This window comes from Celeribacter halophilus, from assembly GCF_900114135.1.
GTDB classification, from domain to species: Bacteria; Pseudomonadota; Alphaproteobacteria; order Rhodobacterales; family Rhodobacteraceae; genus Celeribacter; species Celeribacter halophilus.
In genome coordinates, this window is sequence record NZ_FORY01000003.1 from 52,674 (window position 1) to 71,921 (window position 19,248).

15 protein-coding genes are annotated in these 19,248 nt (G+C 59.6%); 8 read left to right on the forward strand and 7 right to left on the reverse strand.

Translation table 11 applies throughout. The features are described 5' to 3' along the window. Nucleotides 1–49: 49 nt before the first annotated feature. The 6 genes from cyoD to bcp all read right to left on the reverse strand — a co-directional run bounded on the left by cyoD (nucleotide 50) and on the right by bcp (nucleotide 5,703). Nucleotides 50–448: a cytochrome o ubiquinol oxidase subunit IV gene (gene cyoD / locus BM152_RS03420; protein ID WP_066603922.1), complete on the reverse strand. Its 399-nt coding sequence runs from the start codon at nucleotides 446–448 to the stop codon at nucleotides 50–52. Next, nucleotides 448–1,053: a cytochrome o ubiquinol oxidase subunit III gene (gene cyoC, locus BM152_RS03425; RefSeq protein WP_066603924.1), complete on the reverse strand. Its 606-nt coding sequence runs from the start codon at nucleotides 1,051–1,053 to the stop codon at nucleotides 448–450. Before cyoC ends, cyoD begins: the two co-directional genes overlap by 1 nt. Beyond that, nucleotides 1,050–3,047, reverse strand: coding sequence for a cytochrome o ubiquinol oxidase subunit I (cyoB, locus tag BM152_RS03430; protein WP_066603928.1), 1,998 nt, complete (start codon nucleotides 3,045–3,047; stop codon nucleotides 1,050–1,052). Before cyoB ends, cyoC begins: the two co-directional genes overlap by 4 nt. Beyond that, nucleotides 3,040–4,116, reverse strand: a complete 1,077-nt coding sequence (gene cyoA / locus BM152_RS03435; protein WP_066603931.1) for a ubiquinol oxidase subunit II — start codon at nucleotides 4,114–4,116, stop codon at nucleotides 3,040–3,042. The genes cyoB and cyoA overlap by 8 nt, the downstream gene beginning before the upstream one ends. Before the next feature lie 304 nt (nucleotides 4,117–4,420). Then, nucleotides 4,421–5,248 (reverse strand): ferritin-like domain-containing protein, encoded by an 828-nt coding sequence (locus BM152_RS03440; RefSeq protein ID WP_066603932.1) that lies wholly within the window; start codon nucleotides 5,246–5,248, stop codon nucleotides 4,421–4,423. Next, nucleotides 5,245–5,703, reverse strand: coding sequence for a thioredoxin-dependent thiol peroxidase (gene bcp, locus BM152_RS03445; protein ID WP_066603933.1), 459 nt, complete (start codon nucleotides 5,701–5,703; stop codon nucleotides 5,245–5,247). Before bcp ends, BM152_RS03440 begins: the two co-directional genes overlap by 4 nt. A 249-nt stretch (nucleotides 5,704–5,952) precedes the next feature. Between bcp and BM152_RS03450 the strand changes: the two genes are divergently transcribed. The 6 genes from BM152_RS03450 (at nucleotide 5,953) to BM152_RS03475 (ending at nucleotide 15,315) form a co-directional block, all read left to right on the forward strand. Beyond that, nucleotides 5,953–9,279, forward strand: coding sequence for a YhdP family protein (locus BM152_RS03450; protein WP_158527939.1), 3,327 nt, complete (start codon nucleotides 5,953–5,955; stop codon nucleotides 9,277–9,279). A 42-nt stretch (nucleotides 9,280–9,321) separates the two neighbouring features. Beyond that, nucleotides 9,322–10,395 (forward strand): tRNA preQ1(34) S-adenosylmethionine ribosyltransferase-isomerase QueA, encoded by a 1,074-nt coding sequence (queA, locus tag BM152_RS03455; RefSeq protein WP_066603937.1) that lies wholly within the window; start codon nucleotides 9,322–9,324, stop codon nucleotides 10,393–10,395. 80 nt (nucleotides 10,396–10,475) lie between these two features. Next, the gene (locus tag BM152_RS03460; RefSeq protein ID WP_082715374.1) at nucleotides 10,476–11,873 is read left to right on the forward strand and encodes an MFS transporter; all 1,398 of its coding nucleotides are present in this window, start codon (nucleotides 10,476–10,478) and stop codon (nucleotides 11,871–11,873) included. Nucleotides 11,874–11,958: 85 nt separating this feature from the next. Beyond that, nucleotides 11,959–12,567: a DUF924 family protein gene (locus tag BM152_RS03465; RefSeq protein ID WP_082715375.1), complete on the forward strand. Its 609-nt coding sequence runs from the start codon at nucleotides 11,959–11,961 to the stop codon at nucleotides 12,565–12,567. A 272-nt stretch (nucleotides 12,568–12,839) separates the two neighbouring features. Then, nucleotides 12,840–14,234 carry a dihydrolipoyl dehydrogenase gene (gene lpdA / locus BM152_RS03470; RefSeq protein ID WP_074913954.1) on the forward strand — a complete coding sequence of 465 codons (1,395 nt, stop codon included), beginning with the start codon at nucleotides 12,840–12,842 and terminating at the stop codon, nucleotides 14,232–14,234. A gap of 115 nt (nucleotides 14,235–14,349) precedes the next feature. After that, entirely contained in the window at nucleotides 14,350–15,315 is a 966-nt protein-coding gene (locus tag BM152_RS03475; protein WP_066607494.1) for a LysR family transcriptional regulator, read from the forward strand. Between the two features lie 44 nt (nucleotides 15,316–15,359). Here the strand turns inward: BM152_RS03475 and BM152_RS03480 are convergent, their stop codons facing one another. Then, nucleotides 15,360–15,722 carry a rhodanese-like domain-containing protein gene (locus BM152_RS03480; RefSeq protein ID WP_066607497.1) on the reverse strand — a complete coding sequence of 121 codons (363 nt, stop codon included), beginning with the start codon at nucleotides 15,720–15,722 and terminating at the stop codon, nucleotides 15,360–15,362. A 225-nt stretch (nucleotides 15,723–15,947) separates the two neighbouring features. On the opposite strand from BM152_RS03480, the gene uvrA reads away from it, so the two are divergent. Both uvrA and BM152_RS03490 read left to right on the forward strand, forming a co-directional pair. Further along, nucleotides 15,948–18,830, forward strand: coding sequence for an excinuclease ABC subunit UvrA (gene uvrA, locus BM152_RS03485; RefSeq protein WP_066607500.1), 2,883 nt, complete (start codon nucleotides 15,948–15,950; stop codon nucleotides 18,828–18,830). Then, the gene (locus BM152_RS03490) at nucleotides 18,827–19,237 is read left to right on the forward strand and encodes an NUDIX hydrolase (RefSeq protein ID WP_066607503.1); all 411 of its coding nucleotides are present in this window, start codon (nucleotides 18,827–18,829) and stop codon (nucleotides 19,235–19,237) included. The genes uvrA and BM152_RS03490 overlap by 4 nt, the downstream gene beginning before the upstream one ends. Nucleotides 19,238–19,248 lie beyond the last annotated feature (11 nt).

Consider the following 19,248-nt stretch of genomic DNA (forward strand, 5'->3'; position numbering starts at 1 on the left):
GCAAACCGGGGCCACAGGGGCCCCGGCTGTTCTTGTGGTGGAAGTGGCTTCAGCCCTGTTGGGACTGGAGGCTTCTCATCTGTTCGAGCTGCTGCTCCATGTCATGCATGGGCATCATGTTCTCGTTCATGTTGTGCATGACCCAAAGCGAACCGGCCAGAACGATGACAAGGATGATCACCGCCAGAATGGCCGCCATAAAGGTGCTGCCACCTTCGGATTTGGTGTTCAGGTGCAGGAAGAACACCAGATGCACGATGATCTGAACCGCGCCCAGCCCCATGATGATGGCGACCAGCGTTTGGCGGCTCATCTCGACTTCGGCCATGACAAGGTAGAAGGGGATGAGGGTCAGGAGCGCGGCAAGCGCGAAACCGACCATCAGTTGACCCATGGTGCCGTGACCGCCGGAGTGGCTGTCGTGGGAGTTATGCGTATCAGCTGACATCAGACCAACCTCACCAGATAGACAAAGGAAAACACACCGATCCAGATCAGATCGAGGAAGTGCCAGAACATCGACAGAGCACCGAGGCGACGCATATTCGCGCCGGTCAGCCCGTGGATCTTGATTTGCGACAGAAGCGTCACAAGCCAGATAATCCCGCCCGTCACGTGCAGCCCGTGGGTGCCCACAAGTGCAAAGAAGGACGACAGGAAGGCCGAACGGTCCGGCCCTGCGCCGATGTGGATGAGGTGATGGAACTCATAGATTTCCATCGCGATAAAACCCGCACCAAGGATACCGGTGATGACGAGCCACATCATTGTGCCGTCGCGTTTGCCCTTGTCGGCCTGGAGCATGGCGAGGCCGAAGGTGATCGAGGAGAACAGCAACAAAGCCGTCTCTATGGCGACGAACCCAGGCTCGAACAGATCCTTCGGCCCCGGCCCGCCCGCGAACCCGCCGCCAAGGACGGCATAGGTCGCGAAAAGCGCACCGAAGATGATGCAGTCGCTCATCAGGTAAATCCAGAACCCGATGGGCGTGGGGCTTTCGTGATGCACCTCGTGTTGGGCGATGCTCACGCTTGCGGTTGGGGAGTGGCTCATACGGCGGCTCCTTTCGCCTCGGTTGCCGCGACCTCATCCACAGGGATGTAGTAATCGCGTTTGTAGTTGAAGGTATGGGCAATCCCGAGACCGATCATGCCGACGAAGGTGATGATCGCCAGCCACCAGATATACCAGACCATGGCAAAGCCGAAGGCCAGAGACAGCGCCGAGATCAGCACGCCAGTGGCGGTGCCCTTCGGCATGTGGATCGGCTTGAAGTTGTCCTTCGGCCATGTGAACCCCTGTTGCTTCATCGTCCAGAAGGCTTCGCGGCCAGAGACCTGAAGATCGAACGGGAAGTTGTAGGGGGCTGGGGGAGATTGGGTGGCCCATTCAAGCGTGCGCGCATCCCACGGGTCGTTGCCAACACGGTTTTCGTTGCGATCACGGATCGAGACGTAGAAGTTCATGAAGGTACACAGAATGCCCATCAGGATCAGCAATGCGCCGAAGCCTGCGACGATGAAATAGGGCTGCCAGCCGGCATCCGGATAGGAGTTCATCCGGCGTGTCACGCCCATGAGACCCAGCGCATAGAGCGGCATGAAGGCAAAGTAGAAGCCTGTCAGCCAGAACCAGAAGCTGCGCTTGCCCCATTTGTCGGACATTTTGAAGCCGAAGGCTTTCGGCCACCAGTAGCTCACCGCCGCATAGACGGCAAAGACCACGCCGCCGATGATCACGTTATGGAAGTGCGCGATCAGGAAGAGCGTGTTGTGCAACTGGAAGTCCACAGGCGGCACAGCCAGAAGCACACCGGTCATGCCACCGATGGTGAAGGTGACAAGGAAGCCGATGGTCCAGAGCATCGGAACTTCGAGACGCACACGGCCTTTATACATGGTGAACAGCCAGTTGAAGATCTTCACCCCTGTCGGAATGGAGATGATCATCGTCGTGATCCCGAAGAAGGTGTTCACGCTGGCGCCAGAGCCCATGGTAAAGAAGTGGTGCAGCCAGACGACGAAGGACAGGACCATGATACAGGCGGTGGCCCAGACCATCGTTTTATATCCGAAGATCGGCTTGCCGGAGAAGGTCGAGACGATCTCCGAGAAAATCCCGAAGCAGGGGATGATCAGGATGTAGACTTCAGGGTGACCCCAGATCCAGATCAGGTTGATATACATCATCGCGTTCCCACCAAAGTCATTGGTGAAGAAGTGGAAGTCTGCATAACGGTCCAGTGTCAGAAGCGCGAGAGTTGCGGTCAGCACGGGGAAGGCGACAACGATCAGGACGTTGGTGATCAGCGCGGTCCATGTGAAGATCGGCATCTCCATGAGCTTCATGCCCGGAGCGCGCATCTTGAGCACCGTGGCGATCAGGTTGATACCCGACAGCGTGGTGCCGATGCCTGCGATCTGCAAGGCCCAGAGGTAGTAATCCATCCCCGGTCCGGTTGAATAACTCGACCCTGACAAGGGCGGGAAGGCGAGCCAGCCAACGCGGGCAAATTCCCCGACGAAAAGCGAGATATTGACCAGCAACGCCCCGGATACGGTCATCCAGAAGGAGAAGTTGTTCAGGAAGGGGAAGGCCACGTCACGCGCGCCGATCTGCATCGGCATGACGTAGTTCATCACACCGGTGACGAAAGGCATGGCCACAAAGAAGATCATGATCACACCGTGGGCGGTGAAGACCTGATCATAGTGGTGAGGCGGAAGCCAGCCTTCGGAACCGCCTGCGGCCATCGCCTGTTGGGCGCGCATCATCAGTGCATCGGCAAAACCGCGCACCAGCATGACAAAGCCGAGCACCATATACATGATGCCGATTTTCTTGTGGTCGACCGACACAACCCAGTCGCGCCACAAGGGCCCCCAGAGTTTGAAGTAGGTCATCAGGATCAGAACCGCGAGCCCTCCCAAGGCGACACCCGCAAATGTCGCGACCAGAATGGGTTCGTGATAGGGAATCCAGTCGAGCGTCAGACGCCCGAAGATCGGCGAGAAAGTCTCCGCCGGTTGAACATGTGCGTTAGCCATTGTTTTTCTTCTCCGCGAAGACGAAATCCGGGCTACAGATTGCGTCAGGGTCATTCCAGAAGGCTTCGTGGAAGGCCTTCACTTCAACATCTGGAAGCTCGATCAAGTTGCCGAAACCGTCGATGGTGCGGGCGCGGTCATAGCTGTAGGCGCTTGCATTCGGGATGCCCTCGATGCCGCCGCCGCCCAGTTCGTCCTGCATCATCATGTGACCCATGCAGACCTTACCGTCTTCGACACACAGTTCGACGATGCGCCGGAACAGTGCGTCTTCAACAGAGCCGTAGTATCTCACCGGCTCGTCAATGGTCGGCTTTTCAAGCTCCAGATAGCTGGTCCGGTCAAGCGTCGCGCCCTTGGCTTTCACATCCGTGATCCATGCGTTGAAATCCTCGTCGGACATCGACAGCGTATCGAAGGTCATGTGCGAGAACCCCGGACCGGAGTAATGCGCCGAACGGCCCGGGAAGGTGCCGGTCTCGTCCGCGATCAGGTGGAGTTTCGTCTCCATGCCGGCCATCGAGTAGACCATGCCGCCGAGCGCGGGGATCGACAGCGTGTTCATCACGGTCGAAGAGGTCAGGGAGAAATTCACCGGACGTCCTTCGGGGATTGCCAGTTCGTTGACCGAGGCCACGCCGAATTCCGGATAGATGAACAGCCATTTCCAATCCAGCGACACCGCCTGAACTTCGACCGGAGCGCCGGCTTCGAGGTGATCGAGCGGTGCGTAGGGGTCGAGCCGGTGGGTATAGACATAGGTGAAATACCCGAGCGCGATGATGATCAGGATCGGGACGCCCCAGATGACGACTTCGATCTTGTTGGAATGTTCGAAGGTCGGATCATAATCCGACGTATCGTCCCGGTCGGCGCGGTATTTCAGCGGGAAATACACGGCCATTATCAACACCGGAATGATGACGATGAGCATAAGAAGGGTCGAGATGATCAACAGGTTGCGTTGTTGATCCCCGACCCAGCCCTGCGGTGAAAGTACATGGTACTGACACCCGGACAGCGCAAATGCGCTGGCAAGTGCCAGCAGGAGGGTCCTGAGTCTAAGCAATGTGCGTGCCTTTATTTTTTCCGGTCGTGCCGACGCCTCTTTTGAGGTCGCCGACACGCCGACCACGAGTTTGTGAGGAGGGGCTACGCCTGTCCGCGCCGAGTCTCACCGCGACGCATTGACGCACTGCAGCAATTTCCTAAGATTTTTGTCAGCGCTCACAGGGATTTGATTGAAAACTATGCAGCAGCGGGCGGTGCTGTGCATAAATAATAGCCCCCTTGAAACCGCCTGTGGCTGTGCGGTGTTCTAGGGGGCTATCATGGAGAGAGCGAAAAAGAATCCGGCTTAGAGGCTGGCGCTCTCAGCTCCACGCTGGCGGCAGTTCATCCGCAAGCGGCCAGTAGAAATCCGGCGGCATACCGGCCTCGGCGCGTTTTTCCTCGTTGAAGGGCGGTTTGGTGCCGCCGGGAAAATAACGCCGAACGAGGGCGTGAAACTCGTCCTTCGGATCAATGCCGTCGCGCCCGCACAGGAAATTGAACCATTTGGCGCCATAGGCCACATGGCCGACCTCTTCGGCGTAGATCACTTCAAGCGCGTTCACCGTCTCGGGGTCTTTGGCATTCTGGAAAATCCGGATCATGCCCGGCGTCACATCAAGCCCGCGTGCCTCCAGCACCATTGGCACAACCGCCAGCCGTCCCATGATGTCCTCTGCCGTATCTTCCGCCGCGCGCCACATGCCTGCGTGGGCCGGTAGATCGCCGTAGAAAGAGTCGAGAGCTTCGAGCCGGTCACAGACCAGATTGAAATGCTTGCTTTCCTCGTCCGCCGATTTGACCCAGTCGTCGTAAAAACCGAGTGGCATGTCGATATGTGTAAAGCGTGCGACCAGATCCCAATGCAAATCCACCGCATTGAGTTCGATATGTGCAATTGCGTGCAGGATCGCCTTGCGCCCTTCAGGAGAGCCGGGCTTGCGACGCGGCACATCGCGCGGGCTTAAAAGCTCCGGTTGCGCGGGGCGTGCGGGCTGCATCGGCGGGGTGGCTGTGCCAATTGCAATCGGCGTCCCTGCGTCACGGTTCTCGCGCCACATGGCGGCGTATTTATGCGACAGCGCGGTTTTCTCGCGACCGTCCGCAGTGCGCAATACCGCATCGGCCATCTCTGCAAGAGTCAGGCTCATGATGTCGCGGCCTCAAGCACCTCTGCGGCATGTCCCGCGACTTTCACCTTGGGCCAGACTTTTTCGACCTTGCCCTCCTCATCAATGAGATAGGTGGTGCGGACGATGCCCCAGAACGTCTTGCCATACATCTTTTTCTCGGCCCAGACCCCGTAAGCTTCGCAAACACCGCCGTTTTCATCGGACAGCAGTGGGATGGACAGATCGTGCTTGGCGCAGAAATTCTCGTGTTTCTTCACGGAATCTTTGGAAATCCCGAAGACAGTGATGTCAGCGGCCTCGAATTGCGGCTTCAACGCGGTAAAGTCCAGCGCCTCGGTGGTGCAGCCGGGGGTGTTGTCTTTCGGGTAGAAATACAGGACCACTTTCCGTCCGCGCAGTTCGGACAGGGTGATATCTGATCCGCCATCGCGGGGCAGGGTGAAATCGGGGGCGGGGGTGCCAAGCTCAAGCATGTGTGTTTCCCTCATCTGCTCATGAAGCGTTTCGCGAAAGACCAGAGACCGGATTTTCGGGAAACGCTGTGTAACCTATGGACGCCTTAATCATTTCGCAATCACCTTGTGGTCAAGTCCGGTGCGACAGGCTTTTATCCGCTGCTCGCGCAGTTTACGCGTTGCAGAGGCTTTCGGTTTCGTTTTAGGCCGCTTTACGACAAGATGAAACCGATCCGACCCGAGATCGTGACGAACAGAGCAGCCGAGATGACGGAGCCCCGCGCCCAAGACATTATGAAAGAGGATGCGCCGCCGCAGGATGTGGAGACGCTCCCCGAACGCAAACGCCGCCCGACGCATCATGTGATCGGCTTCTGGACGCTTGGCTTCATCCTTGTGCTGACGGTGTTCGCGGGGCTTGCGGTATTGGCCTTCACGGGGCGCGAGATCACCTTTCCCGATGCGATCACCGCCCGGATCGAGGGCAAGCTGAATAGCGACTTGAACGGGCCGCAGGTCTCCATCGGCCAGATCGTCGCCATTGTAGATCGTCATTTTGTGCCCCGAGTCACGGCGCGCAATGTCGGGCTGATCGACGCCACGGGGGCCGAGATCGCCGTTCTCAACGAATTGCGGGCGGTCCTGTCGAAAGAGGCGCTCAAGGCCCGTCGCCTTCGGCCCGACACGCTGCGGTTGTCCGGGGCCCAAATCACTGTGCGGCGCAGCAAGGACGGGTCTTTCGCGCTGGATTTCGGCGGTGCGCAACGGGTGTTCGGCTCAGGCGCGGAAGTGCTCGAAGCGATTGATCAAGCGTTTTCCGCCGATCCCCTCTCTGATATCTCACGGGTCGAGGCGCGGGAGGTGACCGTTTCTCTGGAGGACGCGCGTTCCGACCGGATCTGGCAGGCGACGGATGCCGCGATCACCTTGCTCAATACCGACGAGAACATCGACATTACATTGAACTTCGAGCTGTTCAACGGCACCGAAGACCTTGCGGAAATCGAGTTGGGTTTTGCCTCGCAAAAGGGCTCTTTGGCCTCGACCATTGCCCTGAATATGGAGCGCGCTCCGGCGCAGGATTTCGCCCTGCAAAGCCCGACCCTGTCCTTTTTGTCCGTGGTTGATGCGCCGGTCTCGGCCGCGATGCGGGCGGAGTTCGGCACGGATGGAGAGTTGACCGAATATACCGGCTCTCTGGCCTTCGATCCCGGTCAGATCGTGGCTGGCGCAGGGGCGGAACCGCTCGCTTTTGAGGGGGGCAAAGGTTATTTTGACTATGATCCCGCGAACAAGCGCATCAATTTTCCGGAATTGCGGCTGGCGACAGATGTCCTAGAGGTCACGGGCAGCGGACAGGTTCTGCTGGGCGATTTCGACGGGTCGTGGCCGCAGAGTTTCACCGGCCAATGGAACGTGTCGGATTTGCGCATTGCGCCGGAGGGCGTGTTCGACGCGCCTTTGGTATTCGATCAGGCGGCGGTTGATGCCAAGCTGCGGCTCAATCCCTTCACGCTGGAGGTCGGCCAGTTCGATTTGGCGCAAGGGGATCTGTGGCTGCGCGGAAAGGGCCGTGCGGAAGCCGGCCCCGAGGGCTGGACCGCCGCACTTGATCTCTCTGTTGATGAAATGACCATTTCGGAGCTTCTTGCGCTCTGGCCTCCGGCGGCGATTGAGAAAACCCGCGCATGGATGGCGGATAATATTCATGAAGCGACCTATCACGACCTCGACGTTGCGCTGCGCTTTGCTCCGGGACAGGCACGGCCAGTTCTGGCGATGGATTGGGCCTTTGACGGTCTCGATATGCGCTACATGAAAGCCCTGCCGGAGCTTGAAGGCGGACACGGCTATGGCGCGATTTTCGGCTCGGCCATGACCGTGACGGTCGAAGGCGGGCAGATCGAGGCTCCGTCCGGCGGCGCGGTTGATGTGGCGGGCACGGTGCTGCGCATCCCCGACATCTATGTGAAACCCGCACGTCTCGAGGTGGGGCTGAAAACCCGCTCTACGGTGGAGGCGGGGCTGGCGATGGTGGCTGGTCCGCCCTTCAATGCGCTGCGCGATTCCACCTTTGGCGCGGATGTGGCCGAGGGGAAGGCGGAATTGCGTGGCCAGATCGGTTTCCCGCTGGTCCCCAAGGTGATGTTCGAGGATGTGAACTTTCTGCTGCACGGCCGGTTGAGCAACGTCCGCTCCGATCAGCTTATGGCCGGACAGGTCTTGAGTGCGGATCAACTGGCGCTGACGATGGACCCGTCGGGCCTGTCGATTGCAGGCGCCGCGCGGGTGGGCACGGCGCAGATGTCCGGCCAGTGGCGCAAGAATTTCGGCCCCGAGCACAAGGGGAAATCCGACATTATCGGACAGGCGCGGATCAATCAGGCGCTGTTTGACACGTTTAACATCAGCCTGCCCAAAGGCATGGTATCGGGGGAGACGGATGCCGCGCTGACGGTGGCGCTGCGCAAGGGGCAGCCCCCCGCTTTTGAGATGAGTTCCGACCTTTCGGGGCTGCGCCTGTCGTTTGCGCCAGTGAGCTATGGCAAACCGGCGGGGACGCGCGGCAGTCTGACACTTAAAGGCACGGCTGGGCCAAGGCCGGAGATCACAGAGTTTACGCTCTCAGGCGCGGGGCTGACGGCGTCGGGCGGACGTGTGACCATGACGCCAGCGGGACAGTTCGACCGGTTGAGCTTCGGACGTGTCCGGTTGAACAACTGGTTCGACGGGCCTTTGGCGGTCGTAGGACAAGGCGCGGGCAACCCTGTGAAGGTGGAGATCGGCGGCGGAACGCTTGATCTGTCGCGTGCGCAATTTGGCGGTGCGGGGTCCAGTCAGGGGGCGAAATCAGTGCCGATCGAAGCGCAACTGGATCGATTGGTGATTTCCGAGGGGCTGAGCCTCGACGGGTTTTCCGCAAAGCTGGCCACGCGTGCAGACGGGGTGACAGGCTCGTTTCGCGGGCGGCTCAACGGCACCGCCGAGATGACCGGCACGCTGCGCCCCGGTGTCTACGGGCCGACGATCACCGCCAGTTCGCAGGATGCGGGGGCGGTGGTGACCGCCACGGGTGTTCTGGAGCGCGCCTCCGGCGGGGTGCTGAATCTCAGCCTGACCGCCTTGCCCGAGGAGGACAGTTTTGACGGGCGCGTGACCATCGAGGATATCCGCGTGCAATCCGCGCCCTCTCTGGCGGAGCTTTTGTCGGCGATTTCTGTGGTCGGGATGATCGAACAGATGACCGGCGGGGGTGGTCTTTTGTTCACCCATGCCCAGAGCGACTTTGTCCTCAAACCCGGACGTCTGACGGTCAAGGCCGGCTCTGCCGAAGGCCCGTCTCTTGGCATCACCATGGAAGGGCTCTATGACAGCGTCGCAGGGACTTTGGATATGCAGGGCGTGGTCTCCCCGATCTATTTCGTCAATGCTTTGGGGCAGGTTGTGGCGCGCAAGGGCGAGGGGCTTTTCGGCTTCACCTATACGCTCAAGGGCGATGCCAAAGACCCGTCCGTGGGTGTAAACCCGCTCTCTCTTTTCACGCCGGGCGCGTTGCGGGATATTTTCCGCAAGAAACCCGCAGGTGATCAATAAAACGGTGCCCGCATATGGGCGACCCAATAAGCTGAGGCTCTCATGAAACTGTCCGATTTCGATTTCGACCTGCCCGAGGCGCTGATCGCCACACGTCCTGCCAAGCCGCGGTCTTCGGCAAGGCTTCTGGTGGCCACGCCCACGCGGATGGTCGATGGGTATGTGACCGATCTTCTGGAGTGGTTCCAACCAGGGGACCGTCTGGTGCTCAATGATACGAAAGTGCTGCCCGCGCGGCTTTCCGGCAAACGCGGGCGCGACACGGCGCAGGGCTATCAGGAGGCGAAGATTGAGGTCACGCTTCTGGAGCCGCAAGCCGAGGCGGGCCATGACAGGATGGTCTGGCGGGCGTTGATCAAGCCGCTGAAAAAGATCAAGGAAGGCGAGGTGGTGCGCTTTTCCGACGATCTCTCCGCCACTTTGATTGCCAAGGAAGACGGCGAGGCAGTGGTGGCCTTCAACCTCACGGGCGAGGATTTCGACAAGGCGCTGGCAGAGGCGGGGTCCATGCCCTTGCCGCCCTATATCGAAGCCAAGCGCAAGGCCGATGCGCAGGATAAGGAAGATTATCAAACCGTCTGGGCGCGCAACATGGGAGCCGTGGCGGCGCCGACCGCTTCGCTTCATTTTGACGAGCCTTTGTTGAAAGCCCTGCAAGAGAAAGGTGTCGAGTTCACCTATGTGACGCTGCATGTGGGGGCAGGGACGTTTTTGCCGGTGAAGGTCGATGATGTCTCCCAGCATAAGATGCATTCGGAATGGGGCGAGGTCTCGGAAGGGGCGGCACGCGAGATCAACGCGACAAAGGCGTGTGGCGGGCGGGTGATCCCTGTGGGCACCACGGCGCTACGCCTGATCGAAAGCGCGGCCCCCACCAAGGGCGAGATCGCACCGTTTCTGGGCGAGACCGACATTTTCATCAAACCGGGCTATGCGTTCCGGATGGCGGATGCGCTGATGACCAATTTCCACCTGCCCAAAAGCACGCTCCTGATGTTGGTCTCCGCACTCATGGGGCGTGAGCGGATGCGGGAGGTTTATGATCACGCGGTCGCGGAAAGCTATCGCTTTTTCTCCTACGGGGATGCGTCGCTTCTGTTGCCGCACGAGGCGTAACACGGCGCGCCCGGAGGTTTTTCGCGGCACTGGCAACATCCGGTTTCCAAGCGCGCCCGAATCCCCATAGGGTCACCGCCATGAATAAAGTGCTCACCTCCTCCGCGCCGTTGCTTCTCGGTATTCTTTTCCTGATGATCGGCAACGGTTTGCAGGGCACGCTTCTGGGTGTGCGCGGTGTGGCCGAAGGGTTTTCGACCCTTGAAATATCTATCGTTATGTCCGGCTATTTCGTGGGGTTTCTGGGCGGGTCACAGGCCACGCCACGTCTGATCCGGCGGGTGGGCCATGTGCGGGTCTTTGCGGCATTTGCCTCGTTTATCTCGGCCGCCCTCATCCTCTTCCCCGTTGTGGCCGATCCGTGGGTCTGGACAGGGCTGCGTGTCGCTTTGGGATTCTGTTTTTCCGGCGTTTACGTGACGGCGGAAAGCTGGCTCAACAATTCGACCACCAACGACCAGCGCGGCAAGCTCCTGTCGGCATATATGTTGGTGCAGACGCTCGGCATCATCATTTCCCAGTGGATCCTGTCGCAAGGTGATCCGTCGGGCTTTGTCCTCTTCATCATCCCTTCGGTGCTCGTGTCGATTTCCTTCGCGCCGATCCTTCTGTCGATCTCGCCTACACCCGCCTTCGAGACATCGAAGCCGCTGAGCCTCAAGGCCCTGTTCGAAATCTCGCCCTTGGGCTGCGTTGGTATGTTTCTTCTGGGCGGTGTCTTTGCCTCGCAAATGGCGATGGCGGCGGTCTATGGCGGGCTGGCGGGGTTCTCGCTGGGACAGATTTCCGCCTTTGTGGCCGCGATCTATATCGGCGCTCTGGTCTGTCAGGTGCCGATTGGCTGGATGTCCGACCGCACCGACCGACGCATTGTGATTTGCGGTGTGGCTGCGGTGGGCAGCGTGGCCTGTGTCGCCGGAGCCCTGTTCGCGCAAAGCTATACGCTGGTGCTGATGGTGGGCTTTGTCGCAGGCGGCATGGCGAGCCCGCTCTATTCCCTGCTGATTGCGCACACCAATGACTATCTCGAACCCGAAGATATGGCTGCCTCCTCGGGAGGGCTGATCTTTATCAACGGGGTCGGGGCCGTGGGCGGACCGCTGATCGCCGGTTACCTCATGGGGCTGATCGGGCCTTATGGCTATTGGGTCTTTCAGGTCTTTCTGATGGGCGGTGTGGCGGTTTATGCCTTGTGGCGGATGACGCGGCGTGCGCCTCTCCATGTGGATGACACTTCCGCCTATGTTGCGGTTCTGCCGTCGACCACGCCGGTTGTGGCCGAGGTGGCGCAGGAGATGGCGATCGAGATGGCCGAAGAGGCAGAGGCCGAAGCCGAAGCTGAGGCCGAAGCAGAAGCCGTGCAGGATGCGCTGGACGAGGCGGCTGCCGAGGCGCAGCGCAAGGCCACGGAAGAAGCGATTGATACGTGCGGTGATATCTCGGAAGATGCGGCAAACCGGCAACAATCAGAAAAGTGACCCTGCGTCCCAAATAATTTCCTTGCGTGGTCTTGTGGCTTTTGTAACGCTTCTGTAAAGACCGCCGCCAAAAGGAGCATGAGAGATGGCGCAAGAGCAGATGAATCAAGCTGTCGAGAAGACCCCCGAGGACATTCTGGCATTCTGGCTTGATGAGCTGGAGCCCTCCCAATGGTATGTGGCGGATGAGGCGCTGGACCAGCGTATTCGTGATGCTTTTCTTCCGACATGGCAAAAGGCGCAGCGGGGGGCTTATTCGCTCTGGCTGACTTACCCGTCGGGCGCGCTGGCCTATATCATTCTCAACGACCAGATGTCGCGTAATATGTTCCGTGGCGAGGCCGAGGCCTTTACTTCCGATCATGTGGCTTTGGCGGCTGCGAAAGCGGCGGTGGACAAGGGGTGGGATCTGCGGATTGATGCCCCTGCGCGTCAGTTCTTCTATCTGCCGATGATGCATAGCGAGAACCTCTCGGATCAGGAACGCTGTGTGCGTCTGATGTGCGAGCGGATGAAAGGCGCGGAAAACAGTCTGCTGCACGCGCAGGCGCATCGCGAAGTCATTCGCCTCTTCGGGCGCTTTCCCTATCGCAATGCGGCGCTCAACCGTGTGACAACACAGAGCGAAGCGCAGTTCCTGAAGGATGGCGGCTATGCGACTCTTCTGCGTGAGCTTCAACTTGTTGCGGCCTAAGTCGCTGGCATAAAAGTAGAAATAATGTGATATGCATTTCCTGCCCAAGCTATGCGTTGGGCGGGAGGCAGCCTTTCATTCACAATGCGCAGAGCTTCATTGCTCCGATTTCCCGGATAGTTTAGTGTCAAACTAACGTCTTTTGCGATTGACCTGGCGACAGGTTGATCGGGGAAGGCAGCGAGATGACTACGTTGCTCTGCGTTTCCCGGAAACCTGTGAGACAGGCTTTGCGCGAGACGCTCTAAATTTTGGTTTCGGGAGGACCCTCCATGTCTGACACATCTTTCGATCTCGTCGTGATCGGCGCTGGCCCGGGCGGGTATGTGGCCGCCATTCGTGCGGCGCAACTTGGGCTGAAAGTAGCCTGTGTTGAGCGCGAGAACCTTGGCGGGATTTGCCTGAACTGGGGCTGTATTCCGACGAAGGCGTTGCTGCGCTCGGCGGAGATCTACCACCAGATGCACCGCGCCAAGGAATTCGGCCTGTCGGTCGAGGGGGCGTCCTTTGATCTTGATGCCATCGTCAAACGCTCGCGCGGGGTCGCGGCGCAGATGAACGGCGGGATCAAAGGTCTGTTCAAAAAGAACAAAGTGACCGCAATCATGGGCGAGGCGAAGATCGCCGCCAAAGGCAAGGTCGTGGTCAAAACGGAGAAGGGCGAAGAGACGCTCACCGCCAAGAACATCATCGTCGCCACCGGCGCGCGTGCCCGCGAATTGCCGGGGCTGGAGGCCGATGGCGATTTGGTCTGGACCTACCGCCACGCGCTCGTGCCGTCGCGGATGCCGAAGAAACTTCTGGTCATCGGATCCGGCGCGATTGGCATTGAATTTGCCAGCTTCTACAACACCTTGGGTGCAGATACGACCGTGGTCGAAGTGATGGACCGTGTGCTACCTGTCGAGGACAAGGACATTTCCGCCTTCGCCAAGAAGCAGTTCGAAAAGCAGGGCATGAAAATCCTGCAAAAGACCACGGTGAAGAAGCTCGACCGCGCGAAAGGCAAGGTCACGGCGCATTTCGAAGCGGGCGGCAAGGTCACGACCGAAGAGTTCGACACTGTGATTTCCGCGGTCGGCATCGTCGGCAATGTCGAAGGCATCGGCCTTGAGGAAATGGGCGTGAAAATCGACCGCACTCATGTCGTGACGGATGAATACTGCCGCACCGGCGTCGAGGGCATCTTTGCCATTGGCGACATCGCGGGCGCACCTTGGCTGGCCCACAAGGCGTCGCACGAAGGTGTCATGGTCGCCGAGTTGATTGCAGGTCAGAAACCCCATCCGATCAAACCCAATTCCATCGCGGGCTGCACCTATTGCCATCCGCAGGTCGCCTCTGTCGGTCTGACCGAAGACAAGGCGAAAGAGGCGGGCTACGAGATCAAGGTCGGAAAATTCCCCTTTATCGGCAACGGCAAAGCCGTCGCGATGGGCGAGGCCGAGGGTTTGGTGAAAACCATCTTTGATGCCAAGACCGGCGAACTTCTGGGCGCGCATATGGTGGGCGCGGAAGTGACGGAGATGATTCAGGGCTATGTGATCGGGCGCACGCTTGAGACCACGGAAGAAGAACTGATGAACACGGTCTTCCCGCACCCGACCATGTCGGAAATGATGCACGAATCCGTGCTCGCCGCTTACGGGCGCGCGCTGCATATTTGAGCGATCAGATGGCTGGCCGGAGAGGGGATTTCCGGCCAGTCATCATCATGCGTGATGGGTGATATAAAATTGCGCCCCTCTTGTGCATAAATGTAGGTCATGTATTCTGACGCGCATGACAGATTGGGATTCTCTTCGCTATATTCTCGCAGTTGCACGCGAAGGCGGGCTTTCGGGCGCGGCGCGTGTGCTTGGCGTGAATCACGCGACCGTATCGCGGCAGTTGGCCAAGGCCGAAGATGCCGCCGGTGTTCGTTTTTTCACCCGCCTTGCTTCGGGGCTTCAACCGACGGAAGCCGGTCAGGTGGCGATTGCCCATGCTGAAGAAGTCGAAGCCCGTATGGTGGCGCTCGACATGGCTTTGGCGGCACGCGACGAGACCGAGGAAGGCGAGCTGAAAGTGACCATTCCGCCATTGATGGCGGAGGATCATTTTGCCGAAGACATCAAGGAATTCAAAGCCCTGCATCCGGGGATCGACGTGCACCTTCTGGGGGCGACGGAGATTTTGAACCTGCACAGGCGCGAGGCGGATGTGGCCCTTCGTGTCACTCAGTCGCCGGAGGAAAGTCTCTGGGGTCGGATGGTGACGCCACAGCGGGCGGGCTGGTTTGCCTCGCCGGAATTTGTCGAACGCTACCTCGATGTGATCGAAGGGCGCGACACGGACAATGCGCTACCCTATATCGCCTTTTCCACATGGTTTGCCGCGACCCCTGCAGGGCTGTTTTCGGACCTGCCGCCGGTGCGAGCCGCGATCAAGACCGATGATATGGTTTCGGCCATGTCTCTGGCGCGTCAGGGCATGGGTATGGTGCGGTCTTCGCATCTTCTGGGCTCTTGCGATCCGGGGCTTGTGCGTGTGCCGGGGCTGCCCCTGTCGGATCACGTTCCGATCTGGGTGCTGACCCATCCCGACCTGCGCCATGTGCCGCGTGTCACCGAATTCATGCGCTTTATCGCCGCGCGGATCACGGCGCGTCGTGCGCTCTACATGGGGCCGGACGAGGCCTCCGCCAATACGTCCACGGGTTCGGACGGTGCGAAGCTCGAAGGCACTGTGACCGAAGTGGCAGAATGACAGAAGCGGCCTTGCGGGGCCGCTTTTTCTTTGTCTCGCCGGTCTCAGACGTTGCGCACCTCGCCTCCGCCGGAAATCCAGTCGTGTAAACCGCCGAGATTTTGCACATCCTTGTGCCCCAAGGACTTCAACAACCGCACCCCGCCTGACGAACGCGCGCCCGAGGCGCAATAAAGCACTTTCGTGGTGGCGGTGTCTTTGAATTCCGGCAGACAGGCGGGAGAGTTCGGATCGCATTTCACCTTGAGCTCCTGAAACGGCACATGCAGCGCGCCTTTGGCAGTGCCGGACATATGCAGCTCCATCTGGTCGCGCAGGTCTACCAGCACCACAGTGCCCTTCGACATCCCGTCTTTCACTTCTTCCACGGAGATTTTCGGAGCACCGCCACCAAACAATCCAAACATTTCAATCTACCTTTTGCAGTCATTTATACTTGGCCTTCTTCTAGACCTGCGGCGTTCGGGCGTCTGTGATGATATCACCCAGAGCGGGCAGGGTGCGCGGTGGCGTGCTTCATTGTGAAAAAAGCGACAGGCAAGCGGTGTGTTCCCGCTATGTTCTCACTTTCTTGTTGGAAGACCTCCGAAGCTCCACTAGATAGGAAGCAGACACGATGAGCAGGTGGGGCCATGGCCGAGTTGAAATCGATCGAAGTGCGCGGCGCGCGCGAGCATAATCTCAAAAACGTGGACGTGGATATTCCGCGTGACGAGCTTGTGGTGATCACAGGGCTGTCCGGTTCGGGCAAGTCCTCTCTGGCCTTTGATACGATCTATGCCGAGGGACAGCGCCGCTATGTGGAAAGCCTGTCAGCCTATGCGCGCCAGTTCCTCGACATGATGGGCAAGCCGGATGTGGATCACATCTCCGGCCTCTCGCCCGCCATTTCCATCGAACAAAAGACCACCTCTAAAAACCCGCGCTCCACCGTGGGCACGGTCACAGAGATTTACGACTACCTGCGCCTGCTGTTCGCGCGTGCGGGGACCCCCTACAGCCCCGCCACCGGAGAGCCGATCGAGGCGCAGCAGGTGCAGGATATGGTGGACATCACCATGCGGATGGAGGAGGGCACACGCGCCTATCTTCTGGCCCCCATCGTGCGTGATCGCAAAGGCGAATATCGCAAGGAATTTCTCGACCTGCGCAAGCAGGGGTTCCAGCGGGTGAAGGTTGACGGGGAGTTCTATGACCTCGATGAACCACCCACGCTGGACAAGAAATTCCGACATAATATCGACGTGGTTGTGGACCGGATTGTGGTGCGTGAGGGCTTGGAAACACGGCTGGCGGACAGCTTGCGCACCGCGCTTGATCTGGCCGACGGGATTGCCATTCTGGAAACCGTGCCGCGCGACGATACCGCGCCGGAGCGTATCACATTCTCCGAGAATTTCGCCTGTCCCGCCTCCGGCTTTACCATTCCTGAGATCGAGCCGCGGCTCTTTTCCTTTAACGCGCCTTTCGGGGCCTGTCCGCATTGTGACGGGCTGGGGGTCGAGCTGTTTTTCGACGAACGCCTCGTGGTGCCCGATGCGACGCTGAAAGTGGCGGACGGGGCCATCGCGCCGTGGCGCAAGGGCAAGACGCCCTATTTCCTGCAAACCATTGAGGCGCTGGCGAAACATTACGGGTTCAAACCCTCTACCCCGTGGAAGAAACTCCCCGCCAAGGTGCAGCAGATGTTCCTCTATGGCTCTGGCGACGAGGAGATCAAGTTCCGCTATGACGACGGCGGACGGGTCTATGAGGTGACGCGCAGCTTCGAAGGGGTGATCCCCAATATGGAGCGTCGCTACCGCGAAACGGACAGCAACTGGGTGCGCGAAGAATTCGAGCGCTATCAGAACAACCGCCCCTGCGGACATTGCCACGGTTACCGCCTGCGCGAAGAGGCTCTGGCGGTGAAGATCGGCTCTGCCGAGGGCGGATTGCTGCACATCGGGCAGGTGGTCCAGAAGTCCATCAAGGAGTCCTTCCAGTGGGTCGACGGGGTGATGGACAGCCTCTCCCCCCAGAAACAGGAAATCGCCCGCGCCATCGTGAAGGAAATCCGCGAACGTCTTGGCTTTCTGAACAACGTGGGGCTGGAATATCTGACCATGAGCCGAAATGCGGGCACGCTTTCGGGCGGGGAGAGCCAGCGGATCCGTCTGGCCTCGCAAATCGGCTCCGGCCTTCAGGGCGTCCTCTATGTGCTCGATGAGCCTTCCATCGGTCTGCACCAACGCGACAACGACCGGCTGATCGGCACGCTCAAGAACCTGCGCGACCAAGGCAACACGGTGATTGTGGTTGAGCATGACGAGGACATGATCCGCGAGGCGGACTATGTCTTTGACATGGGGCCTGGCGCGGGGGTGCATGGCGGCGCTGTGGTGGCCAGAGGCACGCCGGAAGAGATCGAACGCGACGCGGCTTCGCTCACCGGCCAATACCTGTCTGGCTCCCGCGAAATTCCGGTGCCGAGCGAGCGGCGCAAAGGCAACGGCAAGAAACTCACCGTGGTGAAGGCCTCGGGCAATAACCTCAAGGAGGTCACCGCCGACTTCCCGCTGGGCAAGTTCATCTGTGTCTCCGGTGTCTCCGGCGGGGGGAAATCCACGCTCACCATCGAGACGCTTTATAAGACCGCGGCAAGCCGGTTGAACGGGGCGCGGGCGACCCCAGCACCTTGCGAAACCATCAAGGGGTTCGAGCATCTCGACAAGGTGATCGACATCGACCAACGTCCCATCGGGCGCACCCCGCGTTCCAACCCCGCGACCTACACAGGGGCCTTTACGCCGATCCGCGAATGGTTTGCCGGACTGCCGGAATCCAAGGCGCGCGGTTACAAGCCGGGGCGGTTCTCTTTCAACGTCAAAGGCGGACGTTGCGAGGCCTGTCAGGGTGACGGCGTGATCAAGATCGAGATGCACTTTCTGCCCGATGTCTATGTCGAATGCGAGACCTGTAAGGGCAAGCGCTACAACCGTGAAACTCTGGAAATTCAGTTTAAAGGCAAAAGCATAGCCGACGTTCTTGATATGACGGTTGAGGACGCGCAGGAGTTTTTCAAGGCGGTGCCGAGCATCCGTGAAAAGATGGATGCGCTGATGCGTGTAGGGCTTGGCTATATCAAGGTCGGCCAACAGGCCACGACGCTTTCGGGTGGCGAGGCGCAGCGGGTGAAGCTCTCGAAAGAACTGGCCAAACGCTCTACAGGGCGCACGCTTTACATTCTGGACGAGCCGACCACGGGGCTGCATTTCGAGGATGTGAAAAAGCTGCTCGAAGTGCTGCACGAGCTTGTAGATCAGGGCAATTCGATGATCGTGATCGAACACAATCTCGACGTGATCAAAACCGCCGACCACATCATCGACATCGGTCCCGAAGGCGGTGACGGTGGCGGTCAGATCGTGGCGTGTGGCACCCCCGAAGAGGTGGCCGAAGTCCCCGCCTCGCACACGGGCCGCTATCTCAAGCCGATGCTGGAAAAAGCCGCGCAAAGGAACGCGGCGGAATGATCCGCAGGCCCAAGCTGGCCGTGCTTGCTGTATGCGAGCACGACGGGAAATTCCTCATGGTCGAACGCGGCAAAGCACCCGCGCGCGGTACTTGGGGCTTTCCGGGCGGACATGTGGAACTGGGCGAAACACTGGCCGAGGCCGCCGTGCGCGAACTGGCCGAGGAGACCGGAGTGCAGGCCACGGCGGGCGCGGTGATTGATCATGTTGAACTGATCCTGCGCGAGGGCGAGGAGGTTACGCATCATTTCCTGCTGATGGCAGTCCTCTGTCATTATGTCTCAGGCGAGCCGGTCGCCGCCGATGACGCGGCGGATGTGGACTGGATGTCGCAGCAAGATCTTTTGACCACGACACGGGTTTTGTCCCAAGATGTCCTGCGAGTCGCTCGAAAGGCCCGCGACTGACGATTCACACC